Genomic DNA, 15,022 nt, shown 5'->3' with positions numbered 1-15,022 from the left:
AGATTTGATGGCCTCTTTATTTGACAAGAACAGTTTCCAGATGACCCGATTGCAGAAAACGGCCGTAGCGAAAGTGGTCGGGGTTTCCCTGATCATGCTGCTGGCCGCCTGTTCAAGCGATCAACGTTACAAACGCCAGGTAAGTGGCGATGAAGCCTACCTGGATGCGTCAGGTCTGCATGAGCTGAAAGCGCCGGTCGGGATGATTCTTCCCGTGCAGAACGGAACGTATGAAGTACAGGCAGGATCAATGCAGGGCGCCGTGGGCAAACAGCTCGACATCCGTCCACCATCCCAGCCACTGGCGCTGCTGAGCGGTTCCCAGACGCAATTCTCTGGCAACAGCAGCACCGTGTTGCTGGAAAATACCGCGCAGAACCGTGATCTGTGGAATAACGTCGTGAAAGCGGTTGAGCAAAATAATTTCAAAATTGCCAACCGTGATGATGCTAACCAGACACTGACCACCGATTTCGTTGACTGGAATCGTGCGGATGAAGACTTCCAGTATCAGGGCCGTTATCAGATCAGCGTGAAACAGCAGAGTTACCAGTTAGCGCTGACGGTGAAAACGCTTGAGCTGAAACAACAGGATAAACCTGTGACCTCTTCTGCTGAAATCCAGCGTTACAACAGCCAGATGATGAACGCCATCACGGCGAACCTGGATAAAGTGCAGCAGGATACTCAGGCACGTCTCGACAACCGTCGTGTTGGTGAGATTGATGTTCAGAGCGGTGCAGATGATACCGGCCTGCCGGTGCTGATTGTTCGTGAGAACTACGGCGTTGTGTGGGATCGCCTGCCAAATGCCCTGGCAAAAGTCGGCATGAAAGTAACCGACAGCAGCCGTCCGCAAGGCACATTGTCTGTGACCTACAAACCGCTGAATGACGATGCGTGGCAGACACTGGGTGCGAAAGATCCGGGACTGACTTCCGGTGATTACAAACTTCAGGTTGGCGACCTCGACAACCGTAGTAGTTTGCAGTTCCTTGATCCGAAAGGTCATGCTCTCAGCCAGTCGCAGAACGATGCGATGGTGGCGGTCATGCAGGCCGCGTTTAGCCAGAGTAGCGCAAAATAATACCAAGGGGCTCCGGCCCCTTTTTACATCTGTTTTTTCCACTGGAGTAAGTAAAGATGCAAAAGTTAGCTGAGTTGTATCGCGGCAAGGCGAAAACCGTCTACACCACCGAAAACCCGGACCTTCTGGTACTGGAGTTCCGTAACGATACGTCAGCACTGGATGGTCAGCGTATTGAGCAGTTCGACCGTAAAGGCATGGTTAACAATAAATTTAACCATTTCATCATGGCTAAGCTGGAAGAAGCCGGTATTCCTACTCAAATGGAACGCCTGCTGTCTGACACCGAAGTGCTGGTGAAAAAACTGGATATGGTCCCGGTTGAATGCGTGATCCGTAACCGTGCTGCTGGTTCGCTGGTAAAACGTCTGGGCATTGAAGAAGGTCTGGAACTGAACCCACCGTTGTTCGATTTGTTCCTCAAAAATGACGCCATGCACGACCCGATGATCAACGAATCGTATTGCAAGACGTTTGGCTGGGTGAACGAAGAAAACCTCGCGCGCATGAAAGAGCTGAGCTACAAAGCCAACGACGTGCTGAGCAAACTGTTTGATGATGCCGGTCTGATCCTGGTCGACTTCAAACTGGAATTCGGTCTGTTCAACGGGGAAGTGGTGCTCGGTGATGAGTTCTCTCCTGACGGCAGCCGCCTGTGGGATAAAGAAACCCTGAACAAAATGGACAAAGACCGTTACCGCCAGAGCCTGGGTGGTCTGATCGAAGCTTACGAAGAAGTCGCTCACCGTATCGGTGTGAAACTGGACTAAGCTGCACGTTATTTTTTTAGCCAGACTACGCAATCGTTTACGCGGTATGCACTAAACGGGTGATGGCCTCCGTCACCCGTTCTCTTTACTGCATTTAATTTTCCTGTTTTAACACTGATTCCTTTCATTTAATTCCTCCGCCACTAAACTTACGTCCTTTCGCAGATGGTATTAACTGCGTGTGCTGGCTAGTCTTAAAAAAACAGGTTGGAGGTATCTATGCGTTGGCAAGGGCGTCGTGAAAGCGACAATGTAGAAGACAGACGCGGACAGGGAACTAACGGCGGCGGTTTAGGCGGCGGAGGAATGCGCCTGCCGATCCGTGGGAAAAGCGGTATCGTGATCATCATCGTGGTGCTGGTTGCCGGGTATTACGGTATCGACCTCACTCCGCTGATTGACGGCGGTCAGTCCGGCGGCATGCAGCAGCAAACACAGTCACAATCCATCAGCCCGAAAGATGACGAGCAGGCAAAATTCACCTCGGTGATCCTCGCTTCGACGGAAGACACCTGGAAAGAGATTTTCCAGCGGCAGGGCATGACTTATCGTGAACCCAAACTGGTGATGTATCGCGGCGCGACCCGCACCGGTTGTGGCACCGGCCAGTCAGTGATGGGTCCGTTCTATTGTCCGGCGGACAGCACGGTGTATATCGATCTGTCGTTCTATCAGGAATTGCAGAACAAACTCGGCGCAGGCGGTGATTTTGCGCAGGGCTATGTGGTGGCGCACGAAGTCGGCCACCATGTGCAGAATTTGCTGGGCACCGAACGCAAAGTTCGCGAGATGCAGCAGGGCGCGTCGCAGACTGTGGTAAATCAGTTGTCGGTGAAAATGGAATTACAGGCTGACTGTTACGCCGGTGTCTGGGGGCACGCGATGCAGCAGCAAAATGTTCTCGAAGAGGGCGATCTGAAAGAAGCGCTGGATGCCGCGCAGGCCATCGGCGATGACCGGTTGCAACAGCAAGGTCAGGGGCGCGTGGTGCCGGACAGCTTCACTCACGGTACTTCCCAGCAGCGTTATACCTGGTTCAAACGCGGCTTTGATACCGGTAATCCGGATCAGTGTAATACCTTTGCCAGCCGCTGATTAAGTGGCAGGAAGCGCTGGTCTGCTGCTAAAAACTGTTCAATAATCAATGACCGATCCAGAGAGGCTCCCCGGGCCTCTCTTTCATTTTCATGTTGAACCGCTGGGAATGCCATGGCTTTTCTCGATCCAACCCTATTGATCTTACTTGTTTTCGCCGGTCTGGGCATTATCAGCCACAACAGCGCCGTCACCATCGCAATGTTCTTCCTCCTCACTGTGCGTATTACGCCTCTGAACAGTTTTTTTCCGTGGATAGAAAAATACGGCCTGACTATCGGCATTATTATTCTGACCATTGGCGTGATGGCGCCGATTGCCAGCGGAAAAATCAGCGCCAGCACCATGGTGCATTCTTTCCTCCACTGGAAATCTATTGTCGCCATTCTGGTGGGTGTGCTGGTGTCGTGGCTTGGCGGACGTGGCCTGACGCTGATGGGTACGCAGCCGCATCTGGTGGCTGGCCTGTTAGTCGGCACCGTGCTGGGCGTGGCGTTGTTTAAAGGCGTACCGGTCGGGCCGCTGATTGCTGCCGGTCTGTTATCGATGATTGTCGGGAAAACCTGACATGTCTGCGACGTTGCTACAGCAGCAGATGCAGCGGCGGGGTGTCCGGCGTTTGCTGGTATTCAGTGGCGGGACGCAGTGGTGTGAACAACAGGCTGTCCTGTTCTCTGCTCAAAGTGCCGGTGACTGGCTGTGGCTGAGTGATTCACCGCCTGATGGCGTCACATCCTGCCCGCCTTCAGCGGCGCAGACGCTGCTCGGACAGGACATTTTTCACGGTGTGTTTGATGCGCGTTATGGCCTCAATACCGAGGCGCTGGCGGTATTTTCCGGCACATTGAAAGCCGGAAGCTGGCTGATTCTGCTAATACCGGAATGGAACGCCTGGCCTGGCACGCCGGACGCGGACAGCCTGCGCTGGAGCGAACAACCGCAGGCGATCCCGACGCCGCGTTTCATCCGCCGTTTCCGGTCTTTACTCGAACAAGATCGCAACATTACGGTTTGCCGGCAGGATCAGCCTTTTGATATCCCCCCGCTGCCAGCAGCACCCGACTGGCTGCCACCCGACGGCCAGCCCACCGCTGAACAATCGCAGATTTTACAACAACTGATGCAGGCTCAGTCCGGTGTATGGGTGCTGACGGCTGCCCGTGGCCGTGGCAAATCGACGCTGGCGGGAATGCTTGCCAGACAGTGGCCGGGCACCTGTTGGGTAACCGCACCGGCGAAAGCCTCAGCCAGCCAGATTCTCAATCATCAAACAGAGTCTGCCCGCTTTATCGCGCCGGATGCGTTGCTTTCATTATGCCGCGAAGGCGCGGTAACGGACATTGACTGGCTGATTATCGACGAAGCGGCAGCAATTCCGACGCCGATGCTTTCGGAAATTATCGCGGCTTTTCCGCGTGTGTTACTGACCACTACGGTTCAGGGATACGAAGGCACCGGACGCGGCTTCTTACTTAAATTCTGTGCATCCCTGCCGCGGTGGCATGACCTGCGTCTGAATTCCCCGATCCGCTGGTCATCATCCGACACGCTTGAGCCGTTTATCAGTCAGTTATTGTTGTTTGACGAGCATTTGCCTGTAGCAGAACAGACGGGCGGCACATCAGAAATTTTCTCCATTGATGCCGACGACTGGCTGAGTGAACCGGCGCTGTTAGAGGAATTCTACGGCCTGCTGACCAGCGCTCACTACCGCACGTCGCCGCTGGATCTGCGGCGTTTGCTGGATGCGCCGGGCATGACATTCAGCGCGTCACGACAGAAAAACACCCTGACCGGCGCGTTATGGCTGGTGGATGAAGGCGGGCTGAGTGCTGAACTGGCGCAGGAAGTCTGGGCGGGCAGGCGACGTCCGCGCGGTAATCTGGTGGCGCAGTCTCTCGCCGCGCACGCGGGTTTCCCCGAGGCTGCCGTATTGCGCTCACGGCGTGTCAGCCGGATTGCGGTACATCCCGCGTTTCGCCGTCGGGGTATTGCCCGTGATTTGTTAGCAGCGCAGAAACAGCGTGCGCAGCAGGCGGGGCTGGATTTCCTGTCGGTGGGTTTTGGCTACACGTCAGATCTGGCGTCATTATGGCAACAGGCCGGATTCCGGCTGGTGCGCGTCAGTATGCAGAAAGAAGCCAGCAGCGGCTGTTATGCCGCAATGGCGATATTACCGCTGAGCGCGGCGGGGCAGGCACTGGCGGACAGAGCCGTGCATCAGCTTGAACGTGACTGGCGCTGGCTGGCGCCTCAGATGGATTTAACCCTGCCGCTCGGCACCACTGCGGATACGCAACCCGATGATGCCGACTGGCGCGAGCTGAACGGATTTGCGTTCGCCCATCGTCCGCTGGAAAGCAGTTTACCGGCGCTCAGTCGCCTTCTTTTACACAGTGCTTTGCCGCTGACCGCGTTGCGTGCGCATCTGCAACAGGGGCAAAGTGTCGCGCAAGTCGTCATGTCGCTGAAGCTTTCCGGCCGTAAAGCGCTGGTTTCGCGCTGGCGTGAGGAGACACGACAGGCGCTGAAAGCCGCGGGAATGGCTGAATAAATCAGCGGTTTCATTGCAAAAAATGGAAAGACTCGTTCAATAAAACCCGATTTCACTGACGGGCGGGCGGCGTATAGTGAACTCATTAAATGACAACGGGAGAGAGCAATGAGCTCAGAACAAATTATCGTCCAGCAGCCGGAAGAAATCGCTAACCAGCTGATTTTATTATTTCATGGCGTGGGGGATAACCCGATTTCTATGGGCGAAATCGGTAAGTTTTTCGCTGTTTCATTCCCGCAGGCGCAGGTGATAAGCGTCGGCAGCCCGGATATTTGTGATTTTGGCCGGGGCTTCCAGTGGTTTTCCGTGCAGGGCGTGACCGAACAAAACCGTCAGCCGCGAGTGGATGCCGCAATGCCAACTTTTGTGCAGATTGTCCGTGACTGGCAGCAAAAAACCGGCGTTACGCCGGAACACACCACATTAGTCGGCTTTTCGCAGGGCACCATCATGGCGCTGGAATCGACGAAAGTGGAAGAGCATCTGGCGTCGCGCATTATCGCGTTCAGCGGGCGTTTTTCAACGCTTCCGGAAAAACCGATTGCCGCCGGTACGGTGGTGCATTTCATTCATGGCGAACAGGATCCGGTGATTAATCCGTTCCAGTCGAAAAGTGCGACAGAACGTCTGAAATCATTGGGCTGTGAATGTACGCTCAATCTTCAGCCAGGTATGGGACACGGGCTGGATTCGCACATGATTAATACGGCGATAGCGCATTTGCAAAATTACGAACCGAAGTCGCATCAGCACTGATTTCATTGCCACTTTTATTGAAAAACGCCCCCGGCTGCATCACAACCGGGGGCGTTTTTTTAATGTCTGACTGAGGCGATTATTTGCGGTTTTTACGCATAAAATCATCCATGAAGTTCGTCAGCTTTTCTGCCGCTGGCAGTGACAGGGCGTTGTAGATAGAGGCACGGATGCCGCCAATCGCACGGTGCCCTGCCAGACCTGAGAAGCCAGCTTCCTGGCTTTCGGCCAGGAATTTCTTCTCCAGATCCGCATCCGGCAACTTAAACGCAACGTTCATGTGTGAACGGTCGGCTTTGCTGCTCCAGCCATTGTAGAAACCGTCGCTGTTGTCGAGCATTGCATACAGCAGTTCTGCTTTATGGCGGTTGGTTTGTTCCATATTTTCCAGACCGCCGACGTCGTTAAGCAGCCAGCGGGTGACCAGCAGCACCACATAAATCGCAAATACCGGCGGCGTATTGAGGTTGGAATGAGATTCCACCTGGCGGCGGTAATTCAGGAATGATGGCAATTCGTCAGATGACGCTTTCACCACGGTATCGTGCACCAGCACGATGGTGACGCCCGCCGGGCCGATGTTTTTCTGCGCATGAGCGTAGATGACCGAAAACTTATTGGCATCGCACGGTTTGGACAGGAAATCGGAAGACATATCGCAGACGCGGGGTACGTCGTCGCGGCCCAAAACGCGCTGAAACTGTAACCCTTCCACTGTTTCGTTCGAGACATAATGCAGATAGGGCGCATCAGGCGAGAATGCCAGTTCTTCGTCAGAGGGCAGACGGTTGAATCCGCACGATTCGCCGCTCCACAGCACTTTGACCGGCCCTTCGCGACGCGCTTCGGTCACGACTTTACTGCTCCAGTAACCGGTATCCAGATATTCTGCCGCATGCTTCTGACCGCGCAACAGCGTCATCGGCACCATCGAAAACTGCTGTGTTGCGCCACCCTGCAGGAACAGGATATGGAAATCTTTCGACAAGCCGAGCAGGGTGCGGATGTTGTTTTCGGTTTCCTGCACAATGGCGGCAAACCAGTCTGAACGGTGGCTGATACCGAGGATCGACAGGCCAACTTCCGGCACTTCTTTTATCGCGGCTTCAACCTGAGTGAGAACGGTTTCCGGCAATGCGCCAGGGCCACCGGAGAAGTTCAGGGCGTTACGTGAAATCATGTTTATTCTTGTCCTTTAAACGCATCAGCAGAGGTGTCGGTGTGCGCAAAGGCACGGGATAACAGCAACTCGCGGCATGCTGTTTTAACTTTATTCATGTGGATTTTTTTGTGCGGGAACATCACTTCCAGATCCATTGCGTGCACCACCATCGCCGGATCAATTTCAAACACCAGCAATTCGCCGTCCGGTGTTTCGCTGCAATCGATGCCGAGATAGTCGAGCTGCGTGGTGTCATAAATCGCTTTCAGCGCCTGCTGGTGACGGGTGGCAAATTCGTGGAAGTTGTTCAGGAATGCGGCTTCTTCTTCACGCTTTTGGATATCTTCATACATGAAGGCGTTAACGTAATGCACCATCCAGTGGGATGAAATCGCCATATGACAGGCATACGGCACGCCGTCGATCAACGAAATGCGGTACTTACGGAACTGACCGTCTTCATTGCTGTAATCAATAAACTGCGACAGGAAATAATCTTCAACCTGCACGCGGGTCAGATAATCAGCCAGTTCTTCCTGACCGGTGATTTTTTCCAGACCATGACCGCCGTGCGAACCCGCAGGGCGCAGGATCACCGGATAACTGCTGTCAGGCAGCGCAGCGTGCAGCGTGGTTTCTCCGGCAGCGACGGCAGATAACGCCGCAAACGTCATCGCATGCGCCTGGGCAATGGCTAAACCCGGTTGGTTTTGCAACAGGCGGCTGGCGGTTTGGCGTTCAGAACTCGGGATATGCTGTGGCGCATTGATCACCGGCACCGGCCAATGTTCCGTGACATCTTCCAGTTGCTGCAACAGGAACAGATTTTCGGTAGTGGCGCTGATGCCGACCATCAGTAAATCGTGTTCAGGGATCGGGGCTTCAAAAGGGGCTTCGGGCGTGATGTAGTAATAAATCAGCTCGATATCGCTGTTTTCCAGCAGGCAATCCAGCGGCACATTCGCGGAAAGCGTGCCGGGCACCATGAGTATCAGTAAGCGTAACTTCGCCGGTTGTAGCGCGGGGCAAAGGGTATAGACCTGTTGCATCGCCAGTGCCTGATTCTGAATCGTCAAACCCAGTTCAGTGCGTTGCAGGCACAGCATGACAGTGGAAAGGTTCATCCACAATACGGCGTCATCCGGGGTCTGTTGCGCACGGGTGATCAGTATCTGCGCGATGTCAGACCATTCCTCGCCTGCGATGCTCATACGTAGAAACGGAGCCAGACCCAGAAATTTCGACGCGTCAAAGCGTTCTGGCACTGCCTGATCCGCCCGGGTAATAGGTAATGTTTGCAAAGACTTGTTCTCTCCGTGCATCAGTTTCATGTTGAATGATAACGGCAGGAGGTAAAGTCAATCGGCGGAGAATCGCTAGATTATCCGCCGACTAATATTGATTAAAAGTGAGATGCTACCGGGGTGGGATTACTTTTTCTTTGGCCAGTCGTCATCTTTATCCCACTCGGCATTGTTGTCGCGATGCGGCGGGATCTCAGGTTTATCTTTCAGGAACTTTTTCACATCAACGCGGTTCAGCTCTTTGATGCCGCTGATAAACATGCCGACCAGAATGATCAGAACGATCCACCAGTAATCTTTAATCCACTCCATGGTGTACTCCTTAAAAGGGTGAGAGGGCGATAAATCGCGGGAAAAGAGTGTCCATTTGCCCGGCTAACCAGTCTGCAGCAGCGACGTCTTTTCCGGTCCAGGAACTGATCAACACCTGCGGCGTAAGCTGTTTTTCACATTCCGCCGCCAGCGGGCGGTAACTCAGATGCCAGGGTTCGACAGCCACACCGCCGCGATCTTCCGCATACGGCCGGTAAAAACCATATTCTGTCATATGCGCTGACATCCATTGGTTCAGCGGATAAAAATACCCGCCTTCTTCATATTCCCACGGCTCCAGTTGCAGCGTCTTACCCGCCGGTAACAATGAAGGATCGTACACATCCAGGTCACTGCCCCAATGATGACGGCTTGCGCCCGGCAGCGCAGACCAGCGCAAAATCAGCTCGCAACGTTCTGCTGTCGTCAGCGCGCTGACATCGACCGGCTGGCTGTTCTTATCTAATACTGGTCGCTCGCCGCGAAATTTGCCATTCCAGATAGCCAGTTGCCGATCGAAATCACGAAAGGTGCTGGCCGGTTGCAAGTCAAAACCGGCTTCACGGGCTGCCAGACGCATTTTTTCGAATGCCTGCGCCGCTTCCTTCTGCAAACGATGCGGCCCGTCGCCGATAATCACCAGATGTGCAGCGGAGCGCCCGGTCAGCATCTCGTGAGTGATCATGCGACTAATTGTTCCATGATGCGCTGATACATGCGGCTGAGCACCTGCAGATCGGCGGCATGTACGCATTCATTGATTTTGTGGATAGTCGCGTTGACCGGCCCGAGTTCAACCACCTGCGCCCCCATCAGCGCGATAAAACGCCCGTCAGAGGTACCACCGGTAGTTTGCAGTTCCGGCGTGATTTCACTGTAATGGCGCACCGCATTGACTACGGCATCCACCAGCTCACCGCGTGATGTCAGGAATGGCTGGCCGGAAACCACCCAGTTCAGGGTGTATTGCAGGTTATGGCGATCCAGTAATTCGGCGACACGCTGTTTGATGATGGCATCAGTCAGCTCGGTGCTGAAACGGAAGTTGAACTGCACATAAAGTTCGCCCGGAATGACGTTGTTGCTGCCGGTGCCCGCGTTGATATTGGCAATTTGCATGCTGGTTGGCGGGAAGAATTCGTTACCATTATCCCACACGGTGGCGACCAGCTCATTCAGCGCGGGCATGGCGCGGTGTACCGGATTATCCGCCAGATGCGGATACGCCACATGCCCCTGAACGCCATGCACATGCAGGTTGGCGGTCATGGAGCCGCGACGGCCATTTTTCACAATATCGCCGACGCGCGTGGTGCTGGAAGGCTCGCCGACCAGACAGTAATCAAGGCGCTCATTGCGTGCCATCAGCGCGTTGACCACTTTGACGGTGCCGTTGACGGCGCTGGCTTCTTCATCAGAAGTGATGAGAAAAGCCAGACGACCCTGATGATGGGGATTGGCGGCGACAAACCGCTCTGCTGCTACTACCATCGCCGCCAGTGAGCCTTTCATGTCTGCCGCGCCGCGACCATACAACATGCCGTCGCGCAGCGTTGGCTCAAACGGGCCGGTAACCCACAGCTTATGATCGCCGGTAGGGACCACATCGGTATGCCCGGCAAAGGCCAGGGTTTTGCCTTCACCACGTGTCGCCCAGAAATTCAGGGTATCGCCAAAATGCATCGGCTCAATGTGAAAACCAATGGCCTCAAGGCGGGCAATCATAATCTCCTGGCAACCCGCATCGTCCGGGCTGAGGGAAGGGCGGCGGATTAACTGTTGCGCTAAATCGAGAACCGGACAACTCATGTTACTTCACCTGTGCAAGGAATTGCTGATAGCTTTCTGGTTTGAATCCCAGCAGAGACTGGCCGTCTGGCGCCAGTAAAAACGGACGTTTGATGACAGCCGGATGTTCGAGCATCAGCGCTTTGGCGCTGGCTTCGTTATCACAGGCTGCGCGCGTGGCCTCATCGAGCTTGCGCCAGGTAGTGCCACGGGTATTGAGCATCGCTTCCCAGCCTTGTTTATCTAACAAATCCTGCAGCAACGCGGCATCCAGCCCTTCGACCCGATAATCATGAAACTGGCATTCAACACCGTTTTCTTCCAGCCAGCGGCGGGCTTTCTTAACGGTGTCGCAATTTTTTATGCCGTAGAGAATAAATGAGTTTTGAGCTGAAGTTGTTGCCATAGAAAAACGTAACCTGTCAGTAAAATAAGCGCTTTTTAGCTGCGCTGATAAGTGGCGTCAGAGAAGGACACATAATGAGGCAAAACGCCGGCAGGATCCAGACGGGGCGGGATTGTGATCGCGCTTAAAAATTAGTCACGGAGTTTTTGCATGGTCAAAAAATAAACGTATACTGCCAGCGTCCAATCAAGGGGAGTAAAATGTTAGAGCAAGAATTAGGTCACTGGAAAGACTTTATCGACCGTATGTTGAAAGCGTAATTGCCCACATCGTTACCGACAAAGCAAAGAAAAGATTTATTCTCAGTGCAGCACGTCATTATAAAAACGTTTGTTCAGGAAGACCATTACGTTGCATTTAGCGACGATTCTCACAGCCAGTAAATCATGAATAAAAAAGGCGTTAATGTGAATTAACGCCTTTTTTGTTGCCTGCGATCCGGCGTTTTTACCGGTGTTCGGCGGGGGCCGTTTCCACGATATCAGCAATTACCGGTGCAGTGTGTTTGCCCGGAAAACGACGGCGGATCAACACAAAGAACAGCGGTACGAAGAAAATCGCCAGCACCGTGGCGGAAATCATCCCGCCGATCACACCGGTACCGACGGCGTGCTGGCTGCCTGAACCGGCCCCCATGCTGGTCGCCATCGGCAGAACGCCGAAAACAAATGCCAGCGAGGTCATCAGAATCGGACGCAGACGCATTCTGGCGGCTTCGAGCGTGGCCTCCAGCAGTTCCTTCCCGCGAACATTCAGGTCATTGGCAAATTCGACAATCAGAATGGCGTTCTTCGCTGACAAACCGATGATGGTCAGCATACCGACCTGGAAATACACATCGTTTTCCAGCCCGCGCAGCCAGGTGGCAATCACCGCGCCGAGCACGCCGAGCGGCACCACCAGCATGACGGAGAACGGAATGGACCAGCTCTCGTACAACGCCGCCAGACACAGGAACACCACCAGCAGGGAAATCGCATACAGCGCCGGTGCCTGAGAACCTGACAGTCTTTCCTGATACGACAGACCTGTCCATTCCAGACCAATGCCGACCGGCAACTTCGCGACCAGTTTTTCCATGTCATCCATCGCAGTACCGCTGCTGATGCCCGTTGCCGGTTCACCGACAATTTCCAGCGCGGAATAGCCGTTGTAACGCTCAAGACGCGGCGAACCTGTCAGCCATTTCGACGTGGCGAAAGCGGAGAAGGGCACCATGGTTCCGGCGGAGTTTCGCACATACCAGCGGTCAATATCGTCCGGCAGCATGCGGTATTGTGCCGCGGCCTGCACGTAGACTTTCTTCACACGGCCACGGTCAACAAAGTCATTGACGTAGGTCGAGCCCCACGCGGTACTCAGCGTGCTGTTGATATCAGAGATAGCCACGCCCAGCGCCTGCGCTTTCACCTGATCGATATCGATCTGCAACTGCGGGCTGTCATCCAGACCGTTGTGACGTACGCGGGTCAGGTTGCTGTCTTTGGATGTCATGGCCAGTAACTGATCGCGCGCCGCCATCAGCGCATCATGACCAAGCCCGGCGTGGTCCTGTAATTCCATATCAAAGCCGGTGGCGCTGCCCAGACCGTTGATGGCGGGCGGGCTGCTGGCGATCACGCGCGCTTCGGTTATCTTGTTAAACGCTTTGGTCGCCCGCTCAATCAGTGCAAAGGAAGAATCGCCGGCGCCGGTGCGTGCATCCCACGGTGTCAGGCGCACGAACATACGCGCAACGTTTTGCCCGTTACCGCCGGGGCCAGCACCGATGGTTGAGAACACCGAAAGCACGTCTTTCTTATCTTCAGTCAGGAAATACTTTTCGACCTTTTCCACCACTTTTTGTGTCTGCTGCAGCGTTGAACCCGGCGGCAACTGAACCTGAACAGTGAACACGCCACGGTCTTCCATCGGCAGGAAAGAGGTGGGCAGTTTGATAAACATAACGGCCAGCAAGGCGACCAGTGCGGCATATCCCAGCATATAACGCAGGCTGTTACGCAGAACCCGCGCCACGCCGTTTTCGTAGCGACGCGCGTTGCGGTCAAACATGCGGTTAAACCAGCCGAAGAAACCGCGTTTACCGTGATGATGTCCCTGCGCGACAGGTTTGAGAATGGTCGAGCACAGCGCTGGTGTCAGCGTCAGCGCGACGAACACTGACAGCACCATCGCCGAGACAATGGTGATGGAGAACTGACGGTAAATCGCGCCGGTGGTGCCGCCGAAGAATGCCATCGGCACGAACACCGCCGACAGCACCATGGTGATACCGACCAGCGCACTCTGAATTTGTCCCATCGATTTTCGCGTGGCCTCTCTGGGGCTGAGGCCTTCTTCACTCATCACGCGCTCGACGTTTTCCACCACCACGATGGCATCATCCACCAGCAGGCCGATGGCGAGCACCATCGCGAACATCGTCAGAGTATTGATGCTGTAACCGAACTGATGCAGCACGGCGAACGTCCCCAGCAAGACCACCGGCACGGCAATCGTCGGGATCAGCGTAGCGCGGAAGTTTTGCAGGAACAGATACATCACCAGGAACACCAGCACGATCGCTTCAAACAGCGTTTTCACCACGTCGGTGATCGCCGCTTTAACAAACGGCGTGGTCTCGTAAGCGATTTCGGCTTTCAGACCGTGCGGATAATAGTGAGAAAGCTCATCAAGGCGCGCACGGACGGCTTTGTCGGTTTGCAGTTCGTTGGCACCGGACGCCAGTTTAACGCCCATCCCTGACGCAGCCTGTCCGTTATAACGGCTGAGCAGGGCGTAGTTTTCCGCGCCGAGACCGATGGTGGAAACATCGCCAAGTTTGACCTGCGAACCGTCCTGATTCACTTTCAGGGTGATCTGGCGGAACTGTTCCGGCGTCTGTAACTGTGCCTGGGCATTAATGGTGGCATTCAGGGCCTGAAAATCCACCGAAGGTGCGCCGCCGAGCTGACCGACAGCAACCTGACTGTTTTGCGCTTTGATGGCTGTCACCACATCGGCAGTGGTCAGTTGGTAATTATTGAGCTTGTCCGGATCCAGCCAGATGCGCATCGCGTACTGTGAACCGTAAGCATCAATGCTGCCGACGCCGGGCACGCGGCTCAGCGGATCCTGAATGTTGGACGCCACATAGTCGGCGATATCCTGCTTATCCATGCTGCCGTCAGTGGAGACAAACGCCACCATCATCAGGTTAGTGTCACCGGTTTTTGACACCGTCACACCCTGCGTCTGCACGTCCTGCGGCAGGCGTTTCAGCGCCTGCTGCAACTGGTTTTGCACCTGTTGCAGCGCTTCGTTGGGATCGGTACCGGCGGTAAAGCTCAGGGTTATCTGCGACTTACCGTCGTTACTGCTTTGCGATGACATGTACATCAGATTATCGAGGCCGGTCATGTTCTGTTCGATAATCTGGGTAACGGTATTTTCTAATGTTTGTGCTGATGCGCCGGGATAGGTTGCAGAAATCCTGACGTTTGGCGGAGCCAGATCGGGATACTGTTCAACCGGCAGAAAATAGATCGCGAGTGCGCCGGACAAGGAAATGATGATCGCTAAAACCCAGGCAAAGATTGGGCGATCGATAAAAAAGTTAGCCATGCTTCAGGAACCTCGTTGTCACTCTGGCGTGAGTAACTAACATCAGCAAACAAACAGAACGTCAGTAATCTGACAAAAAAATCCCCTGAGCGCTATTTTCTCATAGGCAGTCTCAGAGGCGGAACCGTCCCGACGGGACTGAGCAAGTGTTAGAGTGGAGTTCTACGTCAATGCACTTTACC

The 15,022-nt window shown here is 54.5% G+C and carries 13 protein-coding genes; 6 read left to right on the top strand and 7 right to left on the bottom strand.

Annotation, left to right across the window (positions count from 1 at the left end; translation table 11 throughout):
* Positions 1–7: 7 nt before the first annotated feature.
* The 6 genes from bamC to ypfH all read left to right on the top strand — a co-directional run bounded on the left by bamC (position 8) and on the right by ypfH (position 6,265).
* Positions 8–1,087 (top strand): outer membrane protein assembly factor BamC, encoded by a 1,080-nt coding sequence (gene bamC / locus AACU55_RS01260; RefSeq protein ID WP_134706525.1) that lies wholly within the window; start codon positions 8–10, stop codon positions 1,085–1,087.
* A gap of 56 nt (positions 1,088–1,143) precedes the next feature.
* Entirely contained in the window at positions 1,144–1,857 is a 714-nt protein-coding gene (gene purC, locus AACU55_RS01255) for a phosphoribosylaminoimidazolesuccinocarboxamide synthase (protein WP_013576551.1), read from the top strand.
* A 219-nt stretch (positions 1,858–2,076) separates the two neighbouring features.
* On the top strand, positions 2,077–2,952 hold the full coding sequence (ypfJ, locus tag AACU55_RS01250; protein WP_134706524.1) for a KPN_02809 family neutral zinc metallopeptidase: 876 nt from the start codon (positions 2,077–2,079) through the stop codon (positions 2,950–2,952).
* 114 nt (positions 2,953–3,066) lie between these two features.
* On the top strand, positions 3,067–3,519 hold the full coding sequence (locus AACU55_RS01245) for a DUF441 domain-containing protein (protein ID WP_013576549.1): 453 nt from the start codon (positions 3,067–3,069) through the stop codon (positions 3,517–3,519).
* A gap of 1 nt (position 3,520) precedes the next feature.
* The gene (locus AACU55_RS01240) at positions 3,521–5,506 is read left to right on the top strand and encodes a tRNA(Met) cytidine acetyltransferase TmcA (protein WP_134706523.1); all 1,986 of its coding nucleotides are present in this window, start codon (positions 3,521–3,523) and stop codon (positions 5,504–5,506) included.
* A 108-nt stretch (positions 5,507–5,614) separates the two neighbouring features.
* On the top strand, positions 5,615–6,265 hold the full coding sequence (ypfH, locus tag AACU55_RS01235; protein ID WP_134706522.1) for an esterase: 651 nt from the start codon (positions 5,615–5,617) through the stop codon (positions 6,263–6,265).
* Between the two features lie 79 nt (positions 6,266–6,344).
* On the opposite strand, the gene AACU55_RS01230 is transcribed toward ypfH, so the two are convergent.
* The 7 genes from AACU55_RS01230 to acrD form a co-directional block, all read right to left on the bottom strand.
* A complete protein-coding gene (locus AACU55_RS01230) occupies positions 6,345–7,445 on the bottom strand; it encodes a phosphoserine transaminase (protein WP_013576546.1) in 1,101 nt (366 codons plus the stop codon).
* A 2-nt stretch (positions 7,446–7,447) separates the two neighbouring features.
* A complete protein-coding gene (locus AACU55_RS01225; RefSeq protein ID WP_223509232.1) occupies positions 7,448–8,728 on the bottom strand; it encodes an ATP-grasp domain-containing protein in 1,281 nt (426 codons plus the stop codon).
* A gap of 129 nt (positions 8,729–8,857) precedes the next feature.
* Positions 8,858–9,043, bottom strand: coding sequence for a YpfN family protein (locus AACU55_RS01220; RefSeq protein ID WP_013576544.1), 186 nt, complete (start codon positions 9,041–9,043; stop codon positions 8,858–8,860).
* A gap of 10 nt (positions 9,044–9,053) precedes the next feature.
* Complete coding sequence (locus AACU55_RS01215) at positions 9,054–9,728, bottom strand: M15 family metallopeptidase (protein WP_037036933.1); 675 nt, start codon at positions 9,726–9,728, stop codon at positions 9,054–9,056.
* Positions 9,725–10,852 (bottom strand): succinyl-diaminopimelate desuccinylase, encoded by a 1,128-nt coding sequence (gene dapE, locus AACU55_RS01210; protein WP_013576542.1) that lies wholly within the window; start codon positions 10,850–10,852, stop codon positions 9,725–9,727. Before dapE ends, AACU55_RS01215 begins: the two co-directional genes overlap by 4 nt.
* 1 nt (position 10,853) lies before the next feature.
* Positions 10,854–11,237: an ArsC family reductase gene (locus tag AACU55_RS01205; RefSeq protein ID WP_015690283.1), complete on the bottom strand. Its 384-nt coding sequence runs from the start codon at positions 11,235–11,237 to the stop codon at positions 10,854–10,856.
* A 447-nt stretch (positions 11,238–11,684) separates the two neighbouring features.
* A complete protein-coding gene (acrD, locus tag AACU55_RS01200) occupies positions 11,685–14,840 on the bottom strand; it encodes a multidrug efflux RND transporter permease AcrD (RefSeq protein WP_037036939.1) in 3,156 nt (1,051 codons plus the stop codon).
* Between the last annotated feature and the right edge of the window lie 182 nt (positions 14,841–15,022).

It is taken from the genome of Rahnella sp. CJA17(1/100) (assembly GCF_963881615.1).
GTDB lineage: Bacteria > Pseudomonadota > Gammaproteobacteria > Enterobacterales > Enterobacteriaceae > Rahnella > Rahnella aceris.
Note: the sequence above shows the minus strand (reverse complement) of the source record. Positions and strands in the feature narration are given on the sequence as shown.

What these genes read in the sequence shown, in the direction of transcription:
- AACU55_RS01230 (WP_013576546.1), bottom strand. Translation starts at nt 7,445, where the DNA reads ATGATTTCACGTAACGCCCTGAACTTCTCCGGTGGCCCTGGCGCATTG.
- dapE (WP_013576542.1), bottom strand. Translation starts at nt 10,852, where the DNA reads ATGAGTTGTCCGGTTCTCGATTTAGCGCAACAGTTAATCCGCCGCCCT.
- ypfJ (WP_134706524.1), top strand. Translation starts at nt 2,077, where the DNA reads ATGCGTTGGCAAGGGCGTCGTGAAAGCGACAATGTAGAAGACAGACGC.
- acrD (WP_037036939.1), bottom strand. Translation starts at nt 14,840, where the DNA reads ATGGCTAACTTTTTTATCGATCGCCCAATCTTTGCCTGGGTTTTAGCG.
- bamC (WP_134706525.1), top strand. Translation starts at nt 8, where the DNA reads ATGGCCTCTTTATTTGACAAGAACAGTTTCCAGATGACCCGATTGCAG.
- AACU55_RS01245 (WP_013576549.1), top strand. Translation starts at nt 3,067, where the DNA reads ATGGCTTTTCTCGATCCAACCCTATTGATCTTACTTGTTTTCGCCGGT.
- ypfH (WP_134706522.1), top strand. Translation starts at nt 5,615, where the DNA reads ATGAGCTCAGAACAAATTATCGTCCAGCAGCCGGAAGAAATCGCTAAC.
- purC (WP_013576551.1), top strand. Translation starts at nt 1,144, where the DNA reads ATGCAAAAGTTAGCTGAGTTGTATCGCGGCAAGGCGAAAACCGTCTAC.
- AACU55_RS01205 (WP_015690283.1), bottom strand. Translation starts at nt 11,237, where the DNA reads ATGGCAACAACTTCAGCTCAAAACTCATTTATTCTCTACGGCATAAAA.
- AACU55_RS01240 (WP_134706523.1), top strand. Translation starts at nt 3,521, where the DNA reads ATGTCTGCGACGTTGCTACAGCAGCAGATGCAGCGGCGGGGTGTCCGG.
- AACU55_RS01215 (WP_037036933.1), bottom strand. Translation starts at nt 9,728, where the DNA reads ATGATCACTCACGAGATGCTGACCGGGCGCTCCGCTGCACATCTGGTG.
- AACU55_RS01220 (WP_013576544.1), bottom strand. Translation starts at nt 9,043, where the DNA reads ATGGAGTGGATTAAAGATTACTGGTGGATCGTTCTGATCATTCTGGTC.